This is a genomic window from Staphylococcus sp. GW823-FHT05F06 (genome assembly GCF_058795495.1).
Map to the genome: position 1 here is coordinate 22028 of NZ_JBXAHW010000012.1, position 24770 is coordinate 46797.

The 24770-nt window shown below is 33.9% G+C and carries 30 protein-coding genes and 1 riboswitch; of the genes, 1 reads left to right on the forward strand and 29 read right to left on the reverse strand.

Going from position 1 to position 24770, the window contains the following annotated elements:
- Positions 1–63 precede the first annotated feature (63 nt).
- The 6 genes from thiE to AC1Q7N_RS08645 all read right to left on the reverse strand — a co-directional run bounded on the left by thiE (position 64) and on the right by AC1Q7N_RS08645 (position 4718).
- Positions 64–702, reverse strand: a complete 639-nt coding sequence (gene thiE, locus AC1Q7N_RS08620) for a thiamine phosphate synthase (RefSeq protein WP_002505076.1) — start codon at positions 700–702, stop codon at positions 64–66.
- A 5-nt stretch (positions 703–707) separates the two neighbouring features.
- Positions 708–1496, reverse strand: a complete 789-nt coding sequence (thiM, locus tag AC1Q7N_RS08625; protein ID WP_001829971.1) for a hydroxyethylthiazole kinase — start codon at positions 1494–1496, stop codon at positions 708–710.
- Positions 1489–2310 (reverse strand): bifunctional hydroxymethylpyrimidine kinase/phosphomethylpyrimidine kinase, encoded by an 822-nt coding sequence (gene thiD / locus AC1Q7N_RS08630; protein ID WP_001832736.1) that lies wholly within the window; start codon positions 2308–2310, stop codon positions 1489–1491. Before thiD ends, thiM begins: the two co-directional genes overlap by 8 nt.
- On the reverse strand, positions 2303–2992 hold the full coding sequence (gene tenA / locus AC1Q7N_RS08635) for a thiaminase II (protein WP_001829894.1): 690 nt from the start codon (positions 2990–2992) through the stop codon (positions 2303–2305). The genes thiD and tenA overlap by 8 nt, the downstream gene beginning before the upstream one ends.
- A 71-nt stretch (positions 2993–3063) precedes the next feature.
- Positions 3064–3162, reverse strand: a riboswitch (TPP riboswitch).
- A 113-nt stretch (positions 3163–3275) separates the two neighbouring features.
- Positions 3276–3935, reverse strand: coding sequence for a transglycosylase family protein (locus AC1Q7N_RS08640; RefSeq protein WP_001829904.1), 660 nt, complete (start codon positions 3933–3935; stop codon positions 3276–3278).
- A 387-nt stretch (positions 3936–4322) separates the two neighbouring features.
- Entirely contained in the window at positions 4323–4718 is a 396-nt protein-coding gene (locus AC1Q7N_RS08645; RefSeq protein ID WP_002457121.1) for a single-stranded DNA-binding protein, read from the reverse strand.
- A 190-nt stretch (positions 4719–4908) separates the two neighbouring features.
- Here AC1Q7N_RS08645 and AC1Q7N_RS08650 point away from each other — a divergent pair, with 190 nt between their 5' ends.
- A complete protein-coding gene (locus tag AC1Q7N_RS08650) occupies positions 4909–5349 on the forward strand; it encodes a YwpF-like family protein (RefSeq protein ID WP_001829935.1) in 441 nt (146 codons plus the stop codon).
- Between the two features lie 317 nt (positions 5350–5666).
- On the opposite strand, the gene fabZ is transcribed toward AC1Q7N_RS08650, so the two are convergent.
- The 23 genes from fabZ to rho form a co-directional block, all read right to left on the reverse strand.
- Positions 5667–6104: a 3-hydroxyacyl-ACP dehydratase FabZ gene (gene fabZ / locus AC1Q7N_RS08655; RefSeq protein WP_001829953.1), complete on the reverse strand. Its 438-nt coding sequence runs from the start codon at positions 6102–6104 to the stop codon at positions 5667–5669.
- A gap of 33 nt (positions 6105–6137) precedes the next feature.
- Positions 6138–7403 carry a UDP-N-acetylglucosamine 1-carboxyvinyltransferase gene (gene murA, locus AC1Q7N_RS08660; protein ID WP_001829978.1) on the reverse strand — a complete coding sequence of 422 codons (1266 nt, stop codon included), beginning with the start codon at positions 7401–7403 and terminating at the stop codon, positions 6138–6140.
- Between the two features lie 109 nt (positions 7404–7512).
- Positions 7513–7746, reverse strand: a complete 234-nt coding sequence (locus tag AC1Q7N_RS08665; RefSeq protein WP_002456242.1) for a DUF1146 family protein — start codon at positions 7744–7746, stop codon at positions 7513–7515.
- Between the two features lie 148 nt (positions 7747–7894).
- Positions 7895–8299, reverse strand: a complete 405-nt coding sequence (locus AC1Q7N_RS08670; protein WP_002447782.1) for a F0F1 ATP synthase subunit epsilon — start codon at positions 8297–8299, stop codon at positions 7895–7897.
- A 19-nt stretch (positions 8300–8318) separates the two neighbouring features.
- Entirely contained in the window at positions 8319–9731 is a 1413-nt protein-coding gene (atpD, locus tag AC1Q7N_RS08675; RefSeq protein ID WP_001829930.1) for a F0F1 ATP synthase subunit beta, read from the reverse strand.
- A gap of 21 nt (positions 9732–9752) precedes the next feature.
- On the reverse strand, positions 9753–10619 hold the full coding sequence (gene atpG / locus AC1Q7N_RS08680) for an ATP synthase F1 subunit gamma (RefSeq protein ID WP_001829942.1): 867 nt from the start codon (positions 10617–10619) through the stop codon (positions 9753–9755).
- A gap of 84 nt (positions 10620–10703) precedes the next feature.
- Complete coding sequence (gene atpA / locus AC1Q7N_RS08685; protein ID WP_001829913.1) at positions 10704–12215, reverse strand: F0F1 ATP synthase subunit alpha; 1512 nt, start codon at positions 12213–12215, stop codon at positions 10704–10706.
- Positions 12216–12237: 22 nt separating this feature from the next.
- Entirely contained in the window at positions 12238–12777 is a 540-nt protein-coding gene (locus tag AC1Q7N_RS08690) for a F0F1 ATP synthase subunit delta (RefSeq protein ID WP_001829963.1), read from the reverse strand.
- On the reverse strand, positions 12777–13292 hold the full coding sequence (locus AC1Q7N_RS08695; RefSeq protein ID WP_002457122.1) for a F0F1 ATP synthase subunit B: 516 nt from the start codon (positions 13290–13292) through the stop codon (positions 12777–12779). Before AC1Q7N_RS08695 ends, AC1Q7N_RS08690 begins: the two co-directional genes overlap by 1 nt.
- Positions 13293–13389: 97 nt before the next feature.
- The gene (gene atpE, locus AC1Q7N_RS08700; RefSeq protein ID WP_001048816.1) at positions 13390–13602 is read right to left on the reverse strand and encodes a F0F1 ATP synthase subunit C; all 213 of its coding nucleotides are present in this window, start codon (positions 13600–13602) and stop codon (positions 13390–13392) included.
- Between the two features lie 42 nt (positions 13603–13644).
- Positions 13645–14373, reverse strand: coding sequence for a F0F1 ATP synthase subunit A (atpB, locus tag AC1Q7N_RS08705; RefSeq protein ID WP_001829936.1), 729 nt, complete (start codon positions 14371–14373; stop codon positions 13645–13647).
- A 25-nt stretch (positions 14374–14398) separates the two neighbouring features.
- Positions 14399–14749: an ATP synthase subunit I gene (locus tag AC1Q7N_RS08710; RefSeq protein WP_002494682.1), complete on the reverse strand. Its 351-nt coding sequence runs from the start codon at positions 14747–14749 to the stop codon at positions 14399–14401.
- Positions 14750–14901: 152 nt separating this feature from the next.
- Positions 14902–16047 (reverse strand): non-hydrolyzing UDP-N-acetylglucosamine 2-epimerase, encoded by a 1146-nt coding sequence (wecB, locus tag AC1Q7N_RS08715; RefSeq protein ID WP_001829933.1) that lies wholly within the window; start codon positions 16045–16047, stop codon positions 14902–14904.
- Positions 16048–16071: 24 nt separating this feature from the next.
- Positions 16072–16701, reverse strand: coding sequence for a uracil phosphoribosyltransferase (gene upp, locus AC1Q7N_RS08720; RefSeq protein WP_001829916.1), 630 nt, complete (start codon positions 16699–16701; stop codon positions 16072–16074).
- A 28-nt stretch (positions 16702–16729) separates the two neighbouring features.
- A complete protein-coding gene (gene glyA, locus AC1Q7N_RS08725; RefSeq protein WP_021298841.1) occupies positions 16730–17968 on the reverse strand; it encodes a serine hydroxymethyltransferase in 1239 nt (412 codons plus the stop codon).
- A 24-nt stretch (positions 17969–17992) separates the two neighbouring features.
- Entirely contained in the window at positions 17993–18517 is a 525-nt protein-coding gene (locus AC1Q7N_RS08730; RefSeq protein WP_001829927.1) for a TIGR01440 family protein, read from the reverse strand.
- 109 nt (positions 18518–18626) lie between these two features.
- Positions 18627–19046: a low molecular weight protein arginine phosphatase gene (locus AC1Q7N_RS08735; RefSeq protein WP_002457126.1), complete on the reverse strand. Its 420-nt coding sequence runs from the start codon at positions 19044–19046 to the stop codon at positions 18627–18629.
- Positions 19043–20086, reverse strand: coding sequence for an L-threonylcarbamoyladenylate synthase (locus tag AC1Q7N_RS08740; protein WP_001829923.1), 1044 nt, complete (start codon positions 20084–20086; stop codon positions 19043–19045). The genes AC1Q7N_RS08735 and AC1Q7N_RS08740 overlap by 4 nt, the downstream gene beginning before the upstream one ends.
- Before the next feature lie 162 nt (positions 20087–20248).
- The gene (gene prmC / locus AC1Q7N_RS08745; RefSeq protein WP_002440566.1) at positions 20249–21085 is read right to left on the reverse strand and encodes a peptide chain release factor N(5)-glutamine methyltransferase; all 837 of its coding nucleotides are present in this window, start codon (positions 21083–21085) and stop codon (positions 20249–20251) included.
- Positions 21072–22148, reverse strand: a complete 1077-nt coding sequence (gene prfA / locus AC1Q7N_RS08750) for a peptide chain release factor 1 (RefSeq protein WP_001829940.1) — start codon at positions 22146–22148, stop codon at positions 21072–21074. The genes prmC and prfA overlap by 14 nt, the downstream gene beginning before the upstream one ends.
- A complete protein-coding gene (locus AC1Q7N_RS08755; RefSeq protein WP_001829979.1) occupies positions 22148–22747 on the reverse strand; it encodes a thymidine kinase in 600 nt (199 codons plus the stop codon). Before AC1Q7N_RS08755 ends, prfA begins: the two co-directional genes overlap by 1 nt.
- A gap of 286 nt (positions 22748–23033) precedes the next feature.
- On the reverse strand, positions 23034–23291 hold the full coding sequence (locus AC1Q7N_RS08760; protein WP_001829959.1) for a type B 50S ribosomal protein L31: 258 nt from the start codon (positions 23289–23291) through the stop codon (positions 23034–23036).
- A gap of 116 nt (positions 23292–23407) precedes the next feature.
- Positions 23408–24724: a transcription termination factor Rho gene (gene rho / locus AC1Q7N_RS08765; RefSeq protein WP_145376502.1), complete on the reverse strand. Its 1317-nt coding sequence runs from the start codon at positions 24722–24724 to the stop codon at positions 23408–23410.
- Positions 24725–24770 lie beyond the last annotated feature (46 nt).

A 24770-nucleotide genomic window follows, 5' to 3' on the forward strand; every position in this document is an offset into this window, starting at 1 on the left:
CATAGAGTATATTTTATCATACTAATTCAATAGTAGAAAACAAAAAGTAGAAAAAATAGAGATTTAGGTGAAATATCTTAAGAAATATTTAACCGTTTTGTCTATATTGGTACTACGTGTAATAGCTGAGATGACAGAAATACCATCTGCACCTTCGTCAACAATAGGCTGCACGTTAGTTTCATTTATACCTCCAATGGCAACTATAGGAAAATCATGAATATATAATCTTAATTGAGATATCATAGATGGACCAACAGGTTTACTAGCGTCATCTTTTGATGATGTTGTATACATTGGACCTACTCCAATGTAATCAACTTTAGACAAATCAGATTGTTGATACTCTTTCAAATTCCCAACACTTAAACCTATAATCTTATTTTTAAATTGGCTTGCAAATTGTTGAATTTCCATATCATCTTGACCTACATGAATGCCATCAGCATTAATCTCTTGGGCTAATTGAACATCATCATTAACTATCATAGGTACGTGATATGAGTGACATAATTGTTTAAGTTTTAAGGCTAACTGTTTTTTCTTTTCCCCTTTTAGTGCATTCGGACCTTTTTCACGAAATTGATATAGCGTGATTCCAGCTTCTAATGCCTCTTTGAGAACTTGCTCAATTGATTTATTTTTAGGTATATCTTGTGTTCCGCAAATAAAATAGACTGATAATTGTTTTGAATCAAACATCATATTCATATCTCTACCTTTTTGACTTGATTTTTATAAGTAATGTCATTCATCTGATAAAGTTGATCTAGCAGTTCAGATAGAAAAGTACCAGGTCCATTTACATGAGGCGCTTGTTCAGCAAATTCTGCTGCGATGTTGTAGACACTTACCGCTTCAACTAATAAATCAATTGAAGGTTGAGTATTTCTAAACAAGAAACTTGCTAATACACCACCTAACAAGCATCCAGCCCCCGTGATTTTAGTAAGAAGCGGAGAACCATTAGATAATTTAATTATTTTCTCATTTTTTGCAATAATATCATCTTTTCCAGTAATGACAATAGCAGTATTTAAAGTATTAGCCGCTTTTTTTGCAATATTTACTGAATCTAATTCGCTGTCACTGTCAGTACCTTTCATAGTTGTATTAAAATCTATTAATGTCAATATTTCTGAAGCATTGCCTTTTATTACTGTGACATTAACTTCACCAAGAAAACGTTGACAAAAATTTTTACGATATGTAGAAGCACCAACTGCCACTGGATCAAAAACTATTGGTGTACCTTGCTGATTAGCAATTTTACCTATTTTGATAATGTCTTCTTCATTTTCACGTGTGAGTGTACCGATGTTAATTAAAAGCGCACTAGCCATTCGAGTAAAATCTTCAGCTTCTTCTGGTGCCTCACTCATTGCGGGACTAGCACCTAAACTTAGTAAACCATTCGCAGTAAAGTTTTTCACAACATCATTGGTATAGCAAATTACGAGTGGATTTTCTGAACGTAATCGTTCTAAATTATTCATCATCTAAACCTACTTTCTTCATATAAGCAAAATGATTTACAGGTCCTCTCCCCTTGCCAATTTCTGGGGTATGTTCAATACTTAATGAAATAAACTCTTTTGCTTTTTTAACTGCATCTTTTATGGAACGACCTTTAGCTAATTCTGCTGTAATAACTGCTGAAAAAGTACAACCAGTTCCATGAGTATGTTTAGTATCAAAGCGTTTGTTCTCAAAGGTATACGTTTCATTCTTAGTAAAAAGAAAATCTTTAGCATTATTTAAATCGGCTGAATGCCCTCCCTTAATTACAACACCCTTACTACCAATTTCATTAATAAAGATTTGACCTGCTTTACGTATGCTTTCTTCATCATTAATTTTAATACCAGTAATTTCCTCAGCTTCAGGTATATTCGGAGTGACAACATCAGCCAAAGGTAATAATGTTGATTGCAAATGATTTTTAGTATTTTCATCCATCAATGAATCACCACTTTTGGCAAGCATAACTGGATCAATCACATAAGGAATATTGGAATGTTCCTTTAAGTAACTTTGAATCAACTCCATCGTTTTTTTTGTTGCAATCATACCCGTTTTGATAGCTTGTGGTAATTCATCATCAAACACACTATCAAGTTGTTCCTTTACCCATGAAGATTCTAAATTATGGATATGTTGAACTCCTAGGGTATTTTGAGCAACGATACTTGTTATAGTGGCCATACCATAAACGCCACACGCGTGAAATGATTTTAAATCCGCCATAACACCTGCCCCACCGGTGGGATCTGTGCCTGCTATTGTTAGTGCAATTTTAGGTTTATTCATTGTTATTTCCCCCATATTCCCATTTTTCATTAATATATGCCATATTGAAGAAATGTCTCTCATGAATAGTACTTTGCAAGAAATTTTCTTTAATCTCTTTTTTTTCTGTCTCACTACAATGTTTAGTTAAACGGTCCATCAATTGATCGAACACATCAACAAGTTCGTCCATTTCAGTACTATAAAATTGAAACCATTTAGAAGTCACTGATTCTTTATTTAATTTGGGATCTTCCATCGCACGTTTACCAATGACAGCGTAGACGTATGGACAGGGTGCCATCGCTGCAATCGTGAAGGCTGCATTTTCACGTGCAAATGCATTGAAGTACATATGTTTAATATAATGATCACCACTTGGTGGCCATACTTTTTCTTTTACTATTTCTTCATATGGTTCATTAATGAAATCAGCTAGAACCTCATGCGCTTCAACTTCTCCTTCTAACATAAACTCAATTTGTTCTACTAGAAATTTAACATCTTCCATAGAACTCATTTTGGGTATGAGCATTGCATAAATATTTGTAAACTCTTTTAAATAAGAAGCGTCTGCTCTTAAGTATTGTCTTACAGCTTGATTAGATAACTTACCTGCTAGTAAATCTTGAATAAAACCATCATTGTAAATGTCATCAATAATAGGTCTTGATGCTTCCCTCAACTCTTTTGAAAATGTCATAATTAGCCTCCTCAAAAAATAAAACTACTTCCCAGCGAAGAAAGTAGTTAGACCAAGACATCTCAATGACGAATAGTTAATAACTACTTTCCTACGTTGGTATTAACCAAATCAGGTTATAAGGGTCTGAATACATTCATCTCAGCCTTTTGGCTCCCCTAGTAGCAAATAATATATGATTCATTATCAACCATAGCAAACGATTACATGTAAATCAAATAAGTCGTACAATAAAAAACCATCTTCTCAAATTCGAGAAGATGGTAGATACTTCATATTTTAATTATGCAGTTACCCAATGACCTGGGCCACCAGTATTATATAATTTTACTGCTGCTCGGTCTTGTACGCTTTCTGGAGCTTTTGCAGGTGAAACACCTTTATATTGACTTGGAGCAACAGAATCCCAAGTTGATTGTAAGAATTGATATTTACCTGCTGCACCTGAAGATGGGTTTATTGCATGAATATCGCCACCTGATTCACGTTGAGCAATTTGTTGTAAATGTGAATTTACATTTACTGATGAACCACTTGAAGCTTTACTTGAAGAAGTTTGACTTGTAGATGTTGATTTTGTTTGTGGTTGTGCTGTTTGCTCATTTTGTGGTGCTGATACTTGTACAGGTTGTTGTTGTGTAGCTACTTGAGATTGGCTTGGTTGAACAGGTTGCGTAGCATTGTTTGTTGATTCATAACTCCAACTCCAAGTAGAACCATCAGATTCAAAATGATATGAATTACCATTGTAATCAAAATTAATATTATAAGCACCTTCTTGAACAGGGCTTTCATTTAGTGATTGATCATTAGTTAACGCTTTTTGAGCTAACTCTGCTTTATCAACATTTGTAGTCTCACTTGCATGTGCGTCATGACCTGCGTTACCTGCTACAACGCCTAGTCCTATAGCTAATGATGATGCAACTAATGTTTTTTTCATTATTAAAAATCCTCCTAAAAGTGATTTGTTTTCTTAATTTGTTTACGTAACCCACTGTAACATCTATAAAAATCGTGCAGGTTACACTGAAATAAAAATAAACGCCTATTTTTTACACTACAATTACATGAAATAGGATGCTAATTTTTATGAATAACCGTAATGATTCCTATCATGATAGTTTTTTCGAGTCATATTACTACAATATCGTTGTAATACAAATGAAATTTATCAGATAATTATTGAAATTATAGGCCTTTGCTATGTATTTAAAGCGACCTTTTATTAATATTTTATGATTAACAAAGGCCGCTCGAGTATAATTGAAAGAAAGGATAAATTAATTTATTAAATATAGGATGGAGTTTTAAAGGAAAAGTTAGTTGTTTAAATATGAATTATTTCTAAATCATCAGGTTGATAAGTGTTGTTTTCAAATTGATTATCAGAGGGAGTTTCATTGTTTTTATTTTTTGGGGACATGAATTTTATTGTTTCAACGTATAATTCTGTAACAAAATGTGTTTGGCCTTCTTTTTCATATTTTCTTGAACGCATTTGTCCAGTTATACCTACTAAAGTACCTTGACTAGTGTACTTTTCAATATTAGTGGCAGTTTTACCGAAAGCTTTACAAAGTAAATAATCTGTAGAAATTTCATTATTATCATCTTTGTAGTTTCTTTCTGTAGCAACGCAAAATGTTGCTATTTTGTTATCCTCCTTTTCATAGATTTGAGCATCTTTCGTCATTCTACCAACAATGACTATTTTATTTAACATGTGTCACCTCCTTCTTATGTTCTAATCATAACTGAGCTTAGTTCACTGGTCAAAACCACAATTTTATTGAAATTGTTAGTAAATGACGATGAGATTTTGATATATTTAAAGAAAATATTGAAGTATTATATCTAAATCTGACATAAATTTCTATTATTGTATTAATAAAAAAATTTGGAGAAGTGATATTATGAAAACTTTTAAGGCAGTAAGATTTCAAATTGTGAATGAACATGGTGCAATATCAGAATACGTCATTGAAGATGGTGTGATTATAAATAAAGAAGGAAGTGGCACTGGGTGGTTACTAGAAATAGTAATTTCAAATGAACACTATGAAACATTTAAGCAATATAAGGATAACAAACAACTTTTAGATATTAGAGTAGTCATCACAAGACCTGCTAACGATCCAGCGTTATTTAATGCAACAGTTAAAAGCGTTAAAAATTTTAAATATTCAATGTCAGTCGTTTTAGAATGTCACATCTACACTTTGAGACAAGAATACGCTGAGAGTTTATTAGAAGAATTAGTTGATGAAGGACTTACAGGTGAAAAGTTGAAAAAAACATTTAATCGTATGATGCAATCAAAACCTAAGTTGAAAGATGAGAAAATCGAAAGATAAACACCAAGGGTAATTATAAAACATTTAATTTTCATATATTTAAATCATATACAATTTTAAATATTGAACATAAATAAAGCCTAGAACATGAATTAACCATTGTTCCAGGCTCTTTACGAACAGAGATTACTATATTAAAAAGTACTGCCATTTGATACTTATATTTCTAGGCGAGACCTGACTTAAAGTATTTCAACCAGAAATTCAATATACATAAAGTGTTAGGTCAATAATCTGTGCGATATTCTTTAAATAAGTTTTACTATTTTGTTATCACAATACGAATTATTTTACCTAAAGAGTTTAATTATCTAAGATTAAGCATCTTGAATAGCAAAAGTAAGTTCACAGCTACAAGCAAGTTGGCCATCAACAGTCGCTTTAGCCGAACCCTTACCAATAGGACCTTTTATTTTAGTTATTTCAACTTCCAACATTAATGTATCTCCAGGTACGACTTGTTTTTTGAAGCGACACTTATCAATGCCTGCAAACAATGCTATTTTCCCTTTATTTTCTTCACTATTTAACATAGCTACTGCACCAGTTTGCGCTAAAGCTTCTGTAATAAGAACACCAGGCATCACAGCGTAATTAGGGAAATGTCCCTGGAAAAATGGTTCATTACCTGATACTTGCTTTAGTCCTACACACCTTTTACCTTCTTCATACTCTACAATTTTATCTATTAGTAAAAAAGGTTGTCTATGTGGGATAATTTGTTTAATTTGATTATAATCAAAAATCGTTTCCATTTTTAAAACCTCCGAGCTTAAGCTGTAATAATATTATCGATTTACACGTTCTATGTTTGCACCTAGACTTTTTAGTTTTCCATGTAAATTGACGTATCCTCTATCTAGATGCTTTAACTCAGTCACTTGCGTAGTTCCCTCTGCAACTAAACCAGCTAAGATTAAGGCTGCAGCAGCTCTTAAATCTGTTGCTTTAACTTGAGCACCTTGTAAATGGCTTTTTCCTTCAATTTTAGCACTTCTTCCTTCAACACTTATATTCGCATTCATTCTTCTAAATTCTGCAACGTGCATAAATCTATTTTCAAAAACAGTCTCAGTAATCACTTTGTGTCCATTTGCTGTTAATAATAAAGCCATCATTTGAGATTGCATATCAGTTGGGAAACCTGGGTGTGGTAAAGTTTTTACATCTACTGGATTTAAATCTCCATTTGCTGTAACTCTTATACCTTCTTCATAATATTCAAGATCTACCCCCATCTCTTCAAGCTTATATATTAAACTAGCCATATGTTCTTTAATTGCACCACGTACAAATATGTCACCACGAGTTATTGCACCTGCGATAAGTAACGTTCCAGCTTCAATTCTATCTGGTATAATTGCATGTTCAACACCGTAAAGTTTTTCAACACCATGTATCGTAATGGTATCAGTACCTGCACCTGTAATTTTACCGCCCATTTCATTAATATAATTAGCTAAATCAACAATTTCAGGTTCTTTAGCGACATTCTCAATGATAGATTTTCCTGATGCCAAGGACGCTGCCATAATAATATTTTGAGTTGCACCTACACTCGGAAAATCTAAATGAATATGTGCTCCCTTTAATCCATCTTTAGCATTTGCATAAATATTTCCATTTTCTAAATGAATGTCTGCACCTAAAGCTTCAAATCCTTTAATGTGCTGCTCGATAGGACGTGTTCCAATCGCACATCCTCCTGGCAAAGCAACAATAGCATGCCCTAGTCGAGCAAGTAGTGGTCCCATAACCAAGATGCTTGCTCGCATTTTACTCACATATTCATAAGGGGCTTCTTCATTTAAAGTTTTAGTTGCATCAACTTTAACTGCATTTTTATCTTTATCATACTCTACATTTGCATTGAGTGTAGATAATACATTATTGATTGTTTCAACATCGCTTAACTCTGGGACATTAACTAGTTTACTGTGTCCTTCAGAAGCAAGTAATGACGCTGTAAGTACAGGTAATACAGCATTTTTAGCTCCTTCAACATTAACTTCACCTGTTAAACGATTTCCACCATTTATTACTATTTTATCCATCTTTAATCCTCCACTTAAAACTCTAATCAGTTATACATTTCCCAACATTTTAATTAAATATTCGTCATATGATCATATTTAACTTATAAATTAAATAACAATTACATAGTTATTTTATCAAGTATTTCACTTGAGTTGAATATTGCAATAAATCAACTATAAAGTTACTGACTGCCGTACCCAGTAAAATAGAAATAAAAATCATACAAACTTGAACTTGTAATGGGTAGCCCTTTTTAAAAAATTGGTCTAATTTTATGGAATTTAAAGCCCAATAAGCTACGCAAATACAAACAACATGTAAGATTAAATGAACAATTGCGAACTGACCAAGATAATCCATATTAAGCTCCTTCGTAAGATTACTGTATAACATTGTACACGAAAAGAGGCAATAAAGATACTTATAAAAATGGATATTACTTTTTAACATTTTAAAATTTAAAAAAAGGTTCGATAGTCATTAAAATATACTATCGAACCTTTTTTAATTATTGTAATTCTGCAACACGTAAACGATTATTTGCTCGTTCAAGTGCTCTTTTAGCTCTATTTATGTCTGTATTATCATCATCATCTTCTAAATGTGATTCTGCTCTCGACTTAGCTAATTTAGCTCTTTCAACATCGATTTCACTAGCAGGTTCGGCCGTTTGGACGATAATTGATAATTGATGTTGTCTTGCTTCAATAAAGCCATCACTTACTGCAATAAATTCATTTCCGTTGTGAAAATTAACTTTCACATGACCTGTTTTTAATGCAGCAACAGTTGGAATGTGACCATACATAATCCCCATTTCACCAGCTGTTGTTTGTAAGACAGCCATCTCAACGTCTTCACGTTCATAGACAGAACCATTAGGAGTGACAATATTTAGTCTAAGTGTATTCATTATCCATACCTCCTAATTATTAGACTTCAACACCCATATCTTTTGCTTTCTCAATTACGTCTTCCATGCTACCTACTAAACGGAATGCGTCTTCAGGAATATGGTCATACTTACCATCTAAAATATCTCTGAAGTCTGCAACTGTTGTTTTAACAGGTACATATGAACCTTTTTGTCCAGTAAATTGTTCTGCAACGTGGAAGTTTTGTGATAAGAAGAATTGAATTCTACGTGCTCGTTCCACAGTTTGTTTATCTTCATCTGATAATTCATCCATACCAAGAATCGCAATAATATCTTGTAACTCTCTATATTTTTGTAAAGTAGATTGAACTTCACGTGCCACATCATAATGCTCTTGACCTACTACTGAAGGTTCCAAAGCTCTAGATGTAGAAGCAAGCGGGTCTACAGCTGGATAAATACCCATTTCTGTTAATTTACGCTCTAAGTTTGTTGTTGAATCTAAGTGTGCGAACGTTGTTGCTGGCGCAGGGTCAGTATAGTCATCGGCTGGTACGAAAACAGCTTGAATTGATGTAACTGAACCTTTATTTGTTGAACTTATACGTTCTTGTAATTGACCCATTTCTGTAGCAAGTGTAGGTTGATAACCAACAGCTGATGGCATACGACCTAATAACGCAGAAACTTCTGAACCAGCTTGAGTAAATCTGAAAATGTTATCAATGAATAATAACACATCTTGGCCTTCTTCATCTCGGAAATATTCGGCCATTGTTAATCCGGATAATGCTACACGCATACGTGCACCAGGTGGCTCATTCATTTGACCAAAGACCATTGCAGTTTTCTTGATAACACCACTGTCACTCATTTCATAGTAAAGATCATTACCTTCACGTGTACGTTCACCAACACCAGCGAATACTGAGATACCACCGTGTTCTTGAGCGATGTTATTAATAAGTTCTTGGATTAGTACGGTTTTACCTACACCGGCACCACCAAATAATCCAATTTTACCACCTTTTATGTAAGGTGCTAATAAGTCTACTACTTTAATACCAGTTTCTAAGATTTCTACTTTTGTTGATAATTCGTCGAATCCTGGAGCTTGTCTATGGATAGGGTCACGTCGTACTGAATCATCAATTTTTTCATCTAAGTCAATAGTTTCTCCTAGTACGTTAAACACTCTTCCTAGAGTTACGTCACCGACAGGTACACTTATGTCTCTACCTGTATCTTTAACTTCCATTCCTCTTTGAACGCCGTCAGTTGAGTCCATTGCAATTGTACGAACTACATCGTCACCTAGTTGAAGTGCAACTTCTAATGTTAATTGAAGCGCTCCATCTTCTTTAGGAACTTCGATGTGTAATGCATTATTTATCTCAGGTACTTCGTTATGTTCAAAACGAACATCTATTACTGGACCCATAACTTGAGTTACACGGCCAATTCCCATGTTGATTTCCTCCTTTTATTATTACTCAAGAGCTGATGATCCACCAACAATTTCAGTAATTTGTTGAGTAATCGCAGCTTGTCTCGCTCTATTGTATTCTAATGATAAATCATCGATTAGTTCTGTCGCATTATCTGAAGCATTTCTCATTGCTGTCATACGTGAAGCATGTTCACTAGCTTTTGCATCTAAGATTGTACCGTAGATTAAGCTTTCAACGTATTGTGGCAAAATAACGCTTAAAATAGATTCTTTATCTGGTTCAAATTCGTATGAAGACATTTGACCATGTCCTTGACCTGAATCTTCTTGAGATAATGGTAAAACTTGTTTAGTTGCAGGTTTATTTTCTAAGACACTAACATAATGACTGTAATAAATAGTCAATTCATCTATGTTTTCCTCGCTAAATAAATCAATAGCATGTTTAGCTATAGATTGAATAGATTTAAATGAAGGTTGATCTGGAACTTCAACTAAAGAACTTTCAATTTCATATCCTCTATGTTTGAAGAAATCTACACCTTGCTGACCTAAAACGATTAGACTATATTCACTACTGTCGTTGTGTTTAGAATTGATATCGTTTACTAAGCTTTTTAAAACATTTGTACTATAGGCACCGGCTAAGCCTTTATCACTAGTGATTACTAAGTAACCACTTCTTTTAATATCTCTAGATTTAAGCATTGGATGATTAGAAGTACTATTTGAACCAGCTACAGCTGTAATAGCATCTTGCATCTTTTCCATATAAGGTCTAAATGATTTAGTATTTTTCTCAGCTCTACGTAATTTTGAACTAGAAACCATGTTCATCGCCTTTGTTATTTGCTTCATCTTACTTGTCGATTTAATACGACTATCTATCTCTTTAAGAGAGGCCATTATCTCACCACCTTTGGAGTATTAATCTTAATTTAACGATTTATAAGATTTAGAATGTACTCTCTATTACGATTAAATTAGATTTTATTCTTCTGATTTATTAAATCCTTTTTTAAATTCTGTGATAGCAGAATCAAATTTATCAGCATCTGGTAAAGCACCAGTTTCTCTAATTTCATTTAATAATTCAGTTGCATTTGACTCAGCCCAGTGGTTAAATTCCTCTTCAAAACGATTGATATCTTGGACAGGAATATCATCTAAGTAACCTTTAGTTAAAGCAAAAATAATAAGTACTTGATGTTCTACAGGCAGTGGGTTATTTTGACCTTGTTTTAATACTTCAACAGTACGTTCACCACGCGCTAATTTTTTAGCTGTAAATTCATCTAAATCAGAACCAAATTGCGCAAATGATTCTAACTCACGATATGAAGCTAAGTCTAAACGTAATGTTCCTGCAACTTTTTTCATCGCTTTAATTTGAGCTGAACCACCAACACGAGATACTGATTGCCCAGCATTAATCGCTGGTCTAACACCTGAGAAGAATAAATCAGATTGTAAGAATATTTGTCCGTCAGTAATTGAGATAACATTTGTTGGAACGTATGCTGAGATATCGCCAGCTTGAGTTTCAATGATTGGTAAAGCAGTAATTGAACCGCCTCCAAGATCATCGTTAAGTTTTGCAGCTCTTTCTAATAATCTACTGTGTAAGTAGAACACGTCCCCAGGATATGCTTCACGACCTGGTGGTCTACGTAATAATAATGATAGCTCACGGTATGCTGCCGCTTGTTTAGTTAAATCATCGTAAACGATAAGAACATGTTTTCCATTAAACATGAACTCTTCACCCATAGTTACACCAGAATAAGGTGCAATATAAAGTAATGGTGCTGGATCAGCTGCGGATGCAGATACAACGATTGTGTAGTCTAAAGCACCTGCTTGTCTTAATTTTTCAACATTTGCACGAACTGTTGAATCTTTTTGACCTATTGCAACATAAATACAAATTGTATCTTGATCTTTTTGGTTTAAGATTGAATCAATTGCAACAGTTGTTTTACCAGTTTGACGGTCACCAATGATTAATTCACGTTGACCACGGCCAATTGGTACTAAAGCATCAATTGCTTTGATACCTGTTTGTAATGGTTCATCTACAGATTTACGATCCATTACGCCAGTTGCTTTTTTCTCTACAGGACGAGTTTTAGTCGCATTGATTGGACCTTGTCCGTCAATGGGTTGTCCAAGAGGATTAACAACTCTTCCTATCATTTCCTCTCCGACTGGTACTTCCATAATTCGGCCAGTACGTTTAACTTCGTCACCTTCACTAATTTCTTCATATGGTCCTAAAATAACCACACCCACATTAGATTCTTCAAGGTTTTGTGCTAAACCAAGAACACCGTTATGGAATTCTACTAGCTCACCAGCCATAACGTCGTTAAGTCCGTGAATTAATGCGATACCGTCACCAATTTGGAGTACTGTACCAACATCTGTAACGGACATTTCTGACTCATAATTTTCAATTTGTGAGCGAAGCAATGCACTGATTTCTTCAGCTTTTATGGCCATCTATGTCACTCCTCTTTAAATATTAGTTAGCTCTTTCAAATTTTCTTTGTAATTGAACAAGGTCATTTCTAACACTACCATCCATAACTGTAGTTCCAACCTTAACTCTAAATCCACCAATTAAATCTTGATTGATTTTAGTGTTAACAATTACATTTGATAATTCAGTTTGCTTTTTGATAAGTTCTACAATTCTTGATATTTCATCTTCGCTTAACTCGTAAGTCGATTCAATAATTGCAAAATCTTGTTTGTAGTATTTGTTATATAAATTTTGGAATGATTTAAAAACATTCTCTACAATTGAAATATGTCGGTTATCTGCTAATACTTTTAAAGTATTTACCACATATGGATTTGCTTCGTTGTAAACTCTTTCTACAAATTCTTCACGTTGATTTGCAGTTAAGCTTGGATTACTATCAATTGCTTTAAGTTGTTTGATGAAATCAAACGATGAATGGCTAATTGTTTCTAAATCTTCATAGACAACATCTAGTTGATTTGTATCTAGAGCGACATCAAATAATGCTTTGGCATATTTTTTTGCTACCTTTGCCATTATTTATCCCCTGCCTCTTTTAAATACTTTTCAACTAATTCTTTTTGATCTTGCTCTGAAATTTCTTTTCTAAGAACTTTAGATGCAATAAGTACTGATAGTTCAGAAACTTGATTATTAATATCAGAAATTGCACGTTCTTTTTGACTATTAATTTCACTTTGAGCAGTTTCAATCATACCATTAGCTTTTTCGTTAGCTTCATGAATAATTTCTTCATGTTGCTTACGTGCTTGAATCTTAGCATCGTCTAAGATTTTTTGAACTTCATCTTGAGTTTCTTTAAGTGTCTTTCTATTTTCTTCTTCAAGTTTTTGAGCATTTATCTTAGCTTGTTCTGCGTCGTCAATATCTTTATTGATATCACGTTCACGTTTGTCCATTACTTCTTTTAATGGACCCCAAGCAAATTTCTTCAAAAGTATGATGAGGATTACAAATGTTACGAGTGTTACAAATGTTGTCCCCCATTCAACTCCTGCACCGAGAATAAATGTATTAGCTGTTGCAGTCACGGGCTCATGACACTCCTTTCGTCAAAATAATCACTAAGCTATAAAAAACAAAACGAACGGCGATAGTCTCTCATTAGACTTCGCCTTATAAAATGTCTTATCCAGCAAATGTCATGAATGCAATTACAACACCGATGATTGGTAATGCCTCAACTAAACCAACACCAATGAACATGATACCCATTAATTGCCCACGTGCTTCTGGTTGACGTGCTACACCTTCAACTGTTCTAGATACGATAAGACCGTTACCAATACCTGCACCTAATGCTGATAAACCAATTGCGATTGCCGCTGCGATTAAATTCATAATAAAATTTCCTCCTAATATTTATATAGTTACTAAATTATATTAATGTCCGTCTGCCACTTTATGTGACATGTAAACCATTGAAAGCATTACAAAGATATATGCTTGAATTGTTCCCACGAATATAGAGAACGCTTGCCAAACAATTAATCCAGGAATACTAATTATCCAACCCCATGCAGGTTGTTCAAAGAACAATGATGCAAGTAAACCGAGTAATAATTCACCTGCAAAAATATTACCGTACAAACGTAGACCTAAAGTTAATGTAGAAGTGAATTCTTCGAATACATTAATAATAGCTAATGGCCAGAAAGGTTTAAAATATCCAGCTGCATAAGCTTTTGTTCCACGCATTTTAATACCGTAATAGTGCGTTAACAAAATCATAGTTGTAGATAACGTTAGAGTTACCGTAGCGTCTGCTGTTGGTGATTTCCACCATAGCGTATGGTCATGAGTGACAATTGCGAACGGTAAACCAAGCATGTTGGCCACAAAAATGAAAAGAATTAATGTCACTGCTAAGAAGTGGAAATTCCCACCTTTTTTCCAGGCCATATTACTTTCAATAATACCTCTAACAAAATCAAATACCCATTCAATGAAGTTTTGTTTTCCAGTTGGTCGTTTCTTTAAGTTTCGAGTGCAAACTATAGCTAAAATAAAAACTAAAATTGCTGTAATCACTACCATTAAAACACTGGCCAAATTAAAAACAATATCGAAACCAAAGACGTTCCAACTAACGAGTGGGGATTTGTGATCCATAAACTCACCTCTTTCTATTAAATTTTTACTCCCTTTGTAGTAGAGGGCGCAATATGATTACAATATAAGAAATCATTAACCCAATTAAAACTCCGATAATATTAATGTGTTCTTTAAAGAATAACCATAATACACATGCAATAACTGCCACTAAATACCTCCAAGTACTACCAGTAGACATTTGTGTAGTTTCTTTATGCATTGATTTAGCTAAATAAATCTCAAAGATGTATGTATTTACTAAAGAACCACATGTACCTATCATAAGACCCAAGAGAAATGGGTGGGGTGAAATTGAGTACAATATTCCAATTATTACCAATATATAAAGATAATATTGCAAATATTGTTTGAAAATGATGTTGAAACGACGCATTTTATAGCCTCCGAGTGTCCTATACCAATCATGTAAACCGTTCCACTCATACAATCTAAATGATAATATAGCCTGTTGTATGGTGTCAATTCTATTCAAATTCTTGTTAAATTTTCACCGGTTTTTGTCACAAAAAATTCACATTTGTCATTTTATAAATCTTTTGTAAATTCAAAATGATTGGGTCTGTCATTTGTCAAATTAAAATAATATTTTATATGTTGCACAATTCTCTCACTAGCTTGTCCATCGCCATATGGATTAACAGCTTGACTCATTTTTTGATAAAGGTCTGGGTTTTCTATTAATTTTTTAGTTTCATTATAGACATCTTCTTCATTCGTACCAATGACTCTCAAAGTTCCAGCATCTACTCCCTCCGGTCTTTCAGTACTATCTCTCAATACTAAAACTGGTTTGTGTAATGATGGTGCCTCCTCTTGTATTCCACCAGAGTCAGTCATAATGAGATATGCTTGTTTAGCAAAATTATGAAAATCAACCACATCAAGTGGTTCTATCAATTCAATCCTAGGATGATTTCCTAAATATTTTTGCGCAATATCTCTTACTTTGGGATTCATATGCATAGGATAGACCAACGCTAAATCCTGATATTCATCAATCAACTTTCTAATCGCTTTAAACACGTTTATCATAGGTTTACCTATATTTTCACGTCTATGTGCTGTGAGTAAAATAAAGTTTTTATTTTTATGTTTTTGTATGATAGATGATGAATATTGGTGATCGATTGTATAATTCATTGCGTCAATAGCTGTATTACCAGTGATAGCTATATGTTTGGCTAATTTACCCTCTTTTACTAAATTCTGTGCAGCATTATAGGTTGGGGCAAAGTGCAAATCTGCCATTACCCCAACCATTTGTCTATTTATTTCTTCAGGATAAGGTGAATATTTATTATAACTCCTTAATCCAGCTTCAACATGTCCTATAGGTGTTTGACTATAAAATGCGGCTAATGCTCCAGAAAAGGTTGTCACTGTATCACCATGAACAAGTACCATATCAGGCACTTCCTTTTGTATGATATCTTCTAACTTTTTCATTGCTTCAGATGTTACTTCAGACAATGTTTGACCAGCTTTCATAATATTCAAATCATAATCTGCACTTATGTTAAAAGTATTCAACACTGAATCAAGCATCTCTCTATGTTGGGCGGTGACTACAACAACGGGTTCCAGGTCAGAATCTTTCTCTAACGTTTTAATCAACGGAGCCATTTTTATAGCTTCAGGCCTAGTTCCAAATATGGTCATAACTTTTTTCATCAAAAATATCTATCTCCGAATCTATTATTTAGTACCGAATAATCTATCCCCTGCATCACCTAAACCTGGTGTAATATACGCTTTGTCATTTAATTTTTCATCTAATGCCGCAATATATATATCTACATCTGGGTGTGCTTCTTGCATTTTTTCAACGCCTTCAGGGGCAGCTATTAAACACATAAAACGTATACTTTTAGCTCCACGTTTTTTTAATGAAGAAATTGCTTCAATAGCTGAAGCACCAGTAGCAAGCATAGGATCAACCACAATAATTTGACGTTCATCGATGTCTTGAGGCATTTTCGCAAAGTACTCTACCGCTTCAAGAGTCTCTGGATCTCTATATAGTCCTATATGTCCTACCCTAGCAGCAGGAACAAGACTTAACACACCATCTGTCATGCCTAGACCAGCTCTTAAAATAGGTACAATTGCTAACTTTTTACCCGCCAAACGTTTAGCTGTCATTTTAGTCACAGGTGTTTGTATTTCAACATCTTGCAGTTCTAAGTCTCTAGTTACTTCATAAGCCATTAACATACCGACTTCATCTACAAGTTCCCTAAACTCTTTTGTTCCAGTGCGAGCATCTCTAATATAACTTAGTTTGTGTTGTATTAATGGGTGATCAAAAACATGTACTTTACTCATAATCATTTTCCTCCAATGTGTATGTCTATTAATTATATAATGGATATTTAGATGTGAGTGCGTGAACTCTCTCTTTAGCTTCATTTAGTTTAGTATCATTATCATAGTTATTTAATGCTAAACTAATAATTTTTGCTACTTTCACAAATGCAGATTCATCAAAACCACGAGTTGTAGCTGCTGGTGTTCCTAGTCTAACACCACTTGTTACAAACGGTTTTTCTTTATCAAATGGAATAGTATTCTTATTACATGTAATTCCTACTTTATCAAGTGTCTCTTCAGCTAATTTACCAGTCATATTGATAGAACCTTTAACATCAACTGCAACTAAATGATTGTCTGTTCCGCCAGATACAACTCTGAAGCCTTCTTCAATTAATGTTTGAGCTAAAGCTTGTGCATTTTTAATGACTTGATTTTGATAATCTTTAAAATCGTCGTTCAAAGCTTCTCCAAATGCAACAGCTTTTGCGGCGATGACATGTTCTAATGGACCGCCTTGAATACCTGGGAAGATTGTTTTATCTATATCTTTTTTATATTCTTCTTTACATAAAATCATACCACCACGTGGACCGCGTAAAGTTTTATGAGTTGTAGTAGTCACAAAATCAGCATATTCTACAGGATTAGGATGTAAACCAGCAGCTACTAAACCAGCAATATGTGCCATATCTACCATCAATTTAGCTCCTACTTCATCAGCAATTTCTTTAAATTTTTTAAAGTCAATAGTTCTTGAATATGCTGAAGCACCAGCTACAATTAATTTAGGTTGATGCTCAATTGCTAAACGTCTCACTTCATCATAGTTTATTAATTCATTTTCTTGGTCCACACCATATTCAACAAAATGATAAAATTTACCACTAAAATTGACAGTTGCCCCATGTGTTAAATGACCACCATGACTCAAATTCATACCTAACACAGTATCGCCCATTTCTAAAGCAACCAAATACACAGCCATATTAGCTTGAGAACCTGAATGGGGTTGAACATTAACATGTTCTGCTCCAAATAAAGCTTTTGCTCTTTCAATGGCAATGGACTCAGTTACATCTACATGCTCACACCCTCCATAATAACGACGCCCAGGATAACCCTCAGCATATTTATTCGTTAATACTGAACCTTGGGCTTCCATAACTGCTTGTGATACGAAATTTTCTGATGCAATGAGTTCAATATTACTATTTTGTCGTTGAAACTCCTTTTGAATAGCATCGTAAACAACTTTATCCTTTTTCTCGATATAAGACATTTAAATCCCCTTCTTCCTCAATATTTATTGATATTTAGCTCGTTCGCCACCAATTTTCTTAGGTCTAGATGTCGCTATGGTAACGATAGCTTCTCCAATTTGTTTAACACTTGTTCTTACAGGAACACACACATGTTTAATATGCATTCCAATTAAGGTCTGACCTATATCTATACCTTTTGAAACAGTAATATGCTCAACAACAATAGGATCTTCCATTTGTTGATAAGCGTAAGTGGATAAACTACCACCTGCATGAACGTCTGGAACGACAGTAACTTCTTCCATAGTCAATGGGTTGAAATTTGCTCTTTCTATCGTTACTGCCCTGTTAATATGTTCACATCCTTGAAAAGCAAATGTCACGCCTGTATCAATCTCTAGTTGTTTCAAATTTTCGTAAATTTCTTTAGCTACGTCCATTGATCCAACAGAACCAATACGTTTACCTATAACTTCGGAAGTTGAACAACCAATGATACACATTTCGCCTGGATTAAAGAATGACATATCTTTCAATTCATCAAGCAGTTGTTGTAAATCACGCATTTGAACCCACCCCTTTGTATAAAATAAAAAAGGAACATAGCAAACTTGCTATACTCCTTAATTATAACTTATTTAAAGCTTAACATATACTAATTATATATATTTTACTTTACTCGTGTTTAAATTTTATTTTGTCGACTAAATCATAAATTTTGGTATAAGTTTGTTCATAAACATCAAACGAGCCACCAAATGGGTCATCAATTTCTTGTGTGTCACCTACATACTCATTTAATGTAAAGACATTAGATTGTCGTCCATACATAGAAAATATTAAATCTTTATGAGCTTGCGTCATGGTAAGTATAATATCAGCATCAAGATCATCTATATGAAATGCTTGTGCTCGTGATGGTTCAGGTAAATCGTACTTATGAATTAATTCTAACGATTCCTTAGATATGGCCTGTCCCTCAACTGCGAATAGCCCTCTTGAAGCTATACTATCGTGTGGTAAAAGGGACTTGGCTATACTTTCAGCCAGTGGGCTTCGACAAGTGTTGCCACTACATACAAAAATTATTTTCATAGCTTTTCACCTTTAATTAGTTTATAACTTGCTGCTTTTAACATTCGGTTCATGATAGCTTCAGTGTGATGATTATCTTCAAATCCATAAATATATGCCTCTTCTATTTCTTCATTCTGGTCAAGTTCATGTAAAATTTCATATAAATTATGGCCTGCTGATTTAAAATCTCCCTTATTTTCACATAAAGATATAAAAATGCTATTTTCGGGAATCAAACTTCTTTGACTCTCTGGGAATACAAATGCTACTTTTGACCATTTATCATCATTAGCAATTTTTTTATTTAAATCTTTAACAATTGTTAATGGGGTCTCTGGGGAATAATGTTTATATTTCATACCAGGTGCGATAGGCTTTTCATTTTCCTCATATATTTGACGATTTATCGAATGAGGTAGTTTAGTTTCTATCATATCTTGCGTAATTGAACCTGGTCGCGCGATACGAAACGGAAACTGTGTGCAATCAATCACAGTACTTTCAAGTCCTTCTTCACATTGATCACCATTAACTATACCGTTGACTTTACCATTTAAATCTCTATTCACATGTTCAAAAGTTGTTGGTGACGGTCGACCACTAATATTAGCACTAGGAGCTGCTATGGGTTCATCTACAATTTGAAGTAATGCTCTCCCTATTTTATGACTAGGCATTCTAACAGCGATAGATTCTAATCCACCAGTCACTTTACTGCAAAGATATCCCTGTTTAAGTGGTAATATAAAAGAAATAGGTCCCGGCCAAAATTCATCCATCAATACTTTAACCTTATCATCAATATACTCTACAAAATCATCGAGTTGTTCAATACTGTGAATATGAACGATTAACGGATTATCGGACGGACGTCCTTTTGCAACATAGATGTTTTCGACTGCTTCTTCGTTTCTAGCATTCGCACCAAGACCATATACTGTTTCAGTAGGTATCGCTACTAAACCTCCATCTAGGAAAGTTTGTTTTATCTCATCTATATGTGGATATTGACTAACATTATTTTTATACATTCTTAAATCCCATATTTGTGTGTGCATGTTTTCACCTCTTCTGTGATTATATGCTGTAAAGAAATAAGGGCAGAATTTAATTCATTTTCAAAAAGTTGAATTAAAATTCCACCCGTGCTATGTTGCTGATCGAAAGTCACGTTTTTCTTATACAAAACAACTATAAAAAATATCTTATAAATTGTTTAACTACCAAATAATAGATATAATACGCTGATTTCCATTGATATCTTTGAAAATCTCTACTTCTTTTTCAGGATATAAATCTTGAATCATTCTTTTTAAGATATCTCCTTGACTATAACCTATTTCAAAAACAACATGTCCACCTTGTTTCATTACAAATGGTAAATCTTCTAATATTGACTCATAAATAGCAAATCCGTTTTTCTCAGCAAATAGAGCATGATGTGGCTCATAATTTAGTACTGTTGACTCCATATCTATTATTTCACTATGGCCTATGTATGGTGGATTAGATATCAGCCCATCCAATTTTATATCATTTTCAATTAGCGGTTTTAAAGCATTTCCACGCAAAAACTGAATATTTTGGTGATAATGACTAGCATTTTGCTTAGCTACATTTAAAGCATCTTCATACAAATCTGTTGCAATAACATTTAATTCAGGTTGCAGTAACTTAAGCGTAATTGCTATAGCACCACTTCCAGTTCCAATATCTGCTATGGTATCAGTCTTTTTACACAATTCTAAAAAATGCAACATAACTTCCTCGGTTTCAGGCCTTGGTATAAGACAGTGTTGATTCACTTTATATTGATAACCATAAAAAGACTGAAATCCAACAATGTATTGAATAGGTTCTCCTGTGATCATTCTATCCAACGCTTTATCCAATTTGTTAATTGATGTCAAAGACATTTGCTCATCTTTATGAATTAAATAATCTGTTTTCGACCAACCAAAAACATCTAAAAACAACCATTCGGCACGAGTTGATTCAAACCCCTCATTTACGGCAATTGTCTTGGCTTCTGCAAACTTCTCTTTATAATTCACCATTGTTTAATTCTTTCAGTTTCTCAGTTTGTTCTGAAAGTGTGAGTGCCTCCACAATCTCGTCTAAATTTCCTTCCATGATTTGATTTAACTTTTGAAGCGTTAAACCAATTCGATGATCTGTCACACGACTTTGAGGATAATTATAAGTTCTTATTCTTTCAGAACGATCACCTGTACCAACAGCTGATTTTCTTTGAGAAGCATATTTTTGTTGTTCTTCTTGCAATTTCATATCATACAATCGTGCTTTTAAAACTTTCATAGCTTTTTCTCGGTTTTGAATTTGAGACTTTTCAGAAGAAGTTGCTATAACACCAGTCGGCAAGTGTGTAATACGCACTGCAGAGTCAGTCGTGTTAACGTGCTGACCACCAGCACCACTAGAGCGATAAGTATCAATTTTTAAATCTTCATTACGTATCTCAATTTCGACATCTTCAGCTTCAGGTAATACAGCAACAGTTGCGGTAGAAGTGTGAATTCGCCCCCCTGATTCTGTTTCAGGCACACGTTGGACCCTATGTGCACCATTTTCAAATTTTAATTTACTGTAAGCACCTGTACCAGATACTGAGAAACTCACTTCTTTATATCCACCATGATCACTTTCTGAAGCTTCAACTATTTCTGTTTTAAATCCGTTTGCCTCGGCGTATTTTGAATACATTCTCATTAAGTCCCCAGCAAATATTGCAGCTTCATCTCCCCCTGCAGCTGCACGGATTTCAACTATAACATCTTTATCATCATTAGGATCTTTAGGTATAAGTAAGATTTTTAATTCTTCTTCCATATCAGGTAATTCTGTTTTTAAAGCACTACTTTCTTCTTTTAGCATTTCAACTTCTTCTTTATCAGATGTTTCATTTAGCATATCTTCAATATCTTGTAATTCTTCTTTTTTGGTTTTATAACTTCTGTACACATCAACAGTCTTTTGTAAGTCAGCTTGTTCTTTTGAATATTTTCTTAATTTATCAGCGTCATTCACGACATCAGGATCACTCAGTAATTCATTTAATTGTTCATATCGTTCTTCTACTATATCTAATTGATCAAACACTACATTTCCTCCTTCTCATTTTCACTAGGTGCAACTATATGATGTGCTCTACAACGTGGCTCGTAACTTTCATTTGCACCAACCAATATGATGGGATCATCTACTTTCGCCGGTTCACCATTTATTAACCGTTGTGTACGACTCGAAGGTGAACCACATACAGAACATACTGCTTGCAACTTTGTAATATGTTCACTAACTGCGAGCAACTTGGGCATAGGTTTAAACGGTTCTCCTCTAAAATCCATATCTAAACCTGCTACAATAACACGATGCCCGTTTTCAGCTAATTTTTCAACTATGTTGACAATATCGTCTTCAAAAAATTGCACTTCGTCAATTCCGATGACGTTTACTTCTTCTAGCTTATGATTTAAAATTTCTTGAGCTGTAGATATATTAATCGCTTCTATCTCATTACCATTATGTGAGACGACCTTTTCTTTATGGTAACGATCATCAATTGCTGGTTTGAAAACAACCACCTTTTGTTTAGCGTATATTCCACGTCTTAAGCGACGTATAAGTTCTTCAGATTTCCCACTAAACATACTTCCTGTTATGGTTTCAATCCAACCTGAATGGTACGTTTCATACATTGATAGTTCCACCTTTTTCAAAACATAATCGCTTAATTATATCATATTTTTTATGTAGATAAATGTATTTTCAAAGTAAGAATCATAATTTACAGGTGCATTATGAAATTTAAAAATTGAACGAATGATTTATAAAAAGTTTTACACACCTCTATATATAATTATACTAATCGTAGATTTTATAGATATAAAGAGCTTTGATATAGAGTTGATGATTCAACAAAACTCTATAATAAAAAACTGTCTACAATACCCAAACGGGAAAGTAGACAGTTGAAATCCAAAATTAGTTGTTGTTTGATTTGAGTCCAAACTTTTTGTTGAAACGTTCCACACGACCATCCGCTGCTGCGAATTTTTGACGTCCAGTATAGAATGGATGAGAATCTGATGATACATCTAAACGAATAACTGGGTATTCATTTCCATCTTCCCATTCCATAGTTTCTGAAGATGTTTTTGTAGAACCACTTAAGAATTTAAAGTTTGTTGTTGTATCTAAAAAGATAACTTTGTGGTATTCAGGATGAATTCCTTGTTTCATTTTTTTCAGCTCCTTTGCCCTGAACCATCTGGAACAGAGTTATTTGTGAGTTTTTTACCCAATACTGTGTAATTATAATAGTAATATTTGGAAAACGCAACCCTTAATCTACGAGTTTAAATAATTCGTCTTCCAGTTTTAGTACTCTCTTCAGCTGCTTTTTGCAATTGCTTAAAGAATTCTTCATTATTTTTCGAACGCTTAAGTTTTCTAATAAAACGTTCTGTAAAGTCTGTTGAATCAGTAAATAAATTTCGTAATTGCCATAATGAATCTAATTCCGCTTTAGTGATTAATAGCTCTTCTTTTCGTGTTGAACTACGACCTATGTCTATCGCTGGGAATATTCTACGTTCTGATAACTTACGATCAAGATGTAATTCCATATTACCTGTACCCTTGAACTCTTCATAGATCATATCATCCATACGAGATCCTGTCTCAACTAAAGCAGTAGCTAAAATTGTCAAACTTCCCCCAGCTTCAATGTTACGTGCTGCACCGAAAAACGCTTTAGGTTTGTGTAATGAAGCGGGATCAAGCCCACCTGACAATGTACGTCCACTAGGTGGTATGACTAGATTATATGCTCGTGCCAAACGTGTTATGGAGTCCATAAGTATAATTACATCTTCTCCAATTTCAACTAATCGTTTTGCACGCTCTAATAATAATTCAGCAACTTTAACATGGTGTTCTGGTGGTTCATCGAAAGTCGAATGAACGACTTCTGCAGATTCAACCGATCTTTCAATATCCGTCACTTCTTCTGGACGCTCACCTACTAGTAATATAAATAAATTCGCTTCCGGTTTATTACTCGCTATTGCGTTAGCGATTTCTTTTAATAAACTTGTCTTACCAGCTTTAGGTGGTGCAACTATAAGACCACGTTGACCAAGACCTATTGGTGTGACTAAATCCATAATACGAGTGGAATAATTTGTAGATTGCGTTTCTAATAGGATTCTTTCTTCCGGATAAAGAGGTGTTAAAGCTTGGAAGTGAGGACGTTTTTTGACTTCTTCTGCATTATGGTCGTTTACAAAATCAACTTGAAGTAGACCATAATATTTTTCATTATCTTTTGGTTTACGAACTTTACCCGTTACTTTATCACCACGTTTTATTTCAAAACGTCGAATTTGGCTTGCAGAAATATAAATATCCTTCTCACCTTTAGAATAGTTAACGGTTCTTAAGAAACCATATCCATCTTGTTGAATATCATCTAATATTCCTTCCATATAGTAATTACCATCTTTTTCCATTTGTGCTTCCATAATGGCAAGTACCAATTCTTTTTTATTTAATTTACTGTAATTAGTTAATTTTAAAGATTTGGCTTTTTGAGTGAGCTCTTTAGTAGTATTGTTTTTATATAATTCGTGGAAAGATTCATACTGCGGAGATGTTCGTTCTCTACCAGGCATAGACTTGCACCCATTTCATTAATTATTTATTTTACGAAGTTCAAAA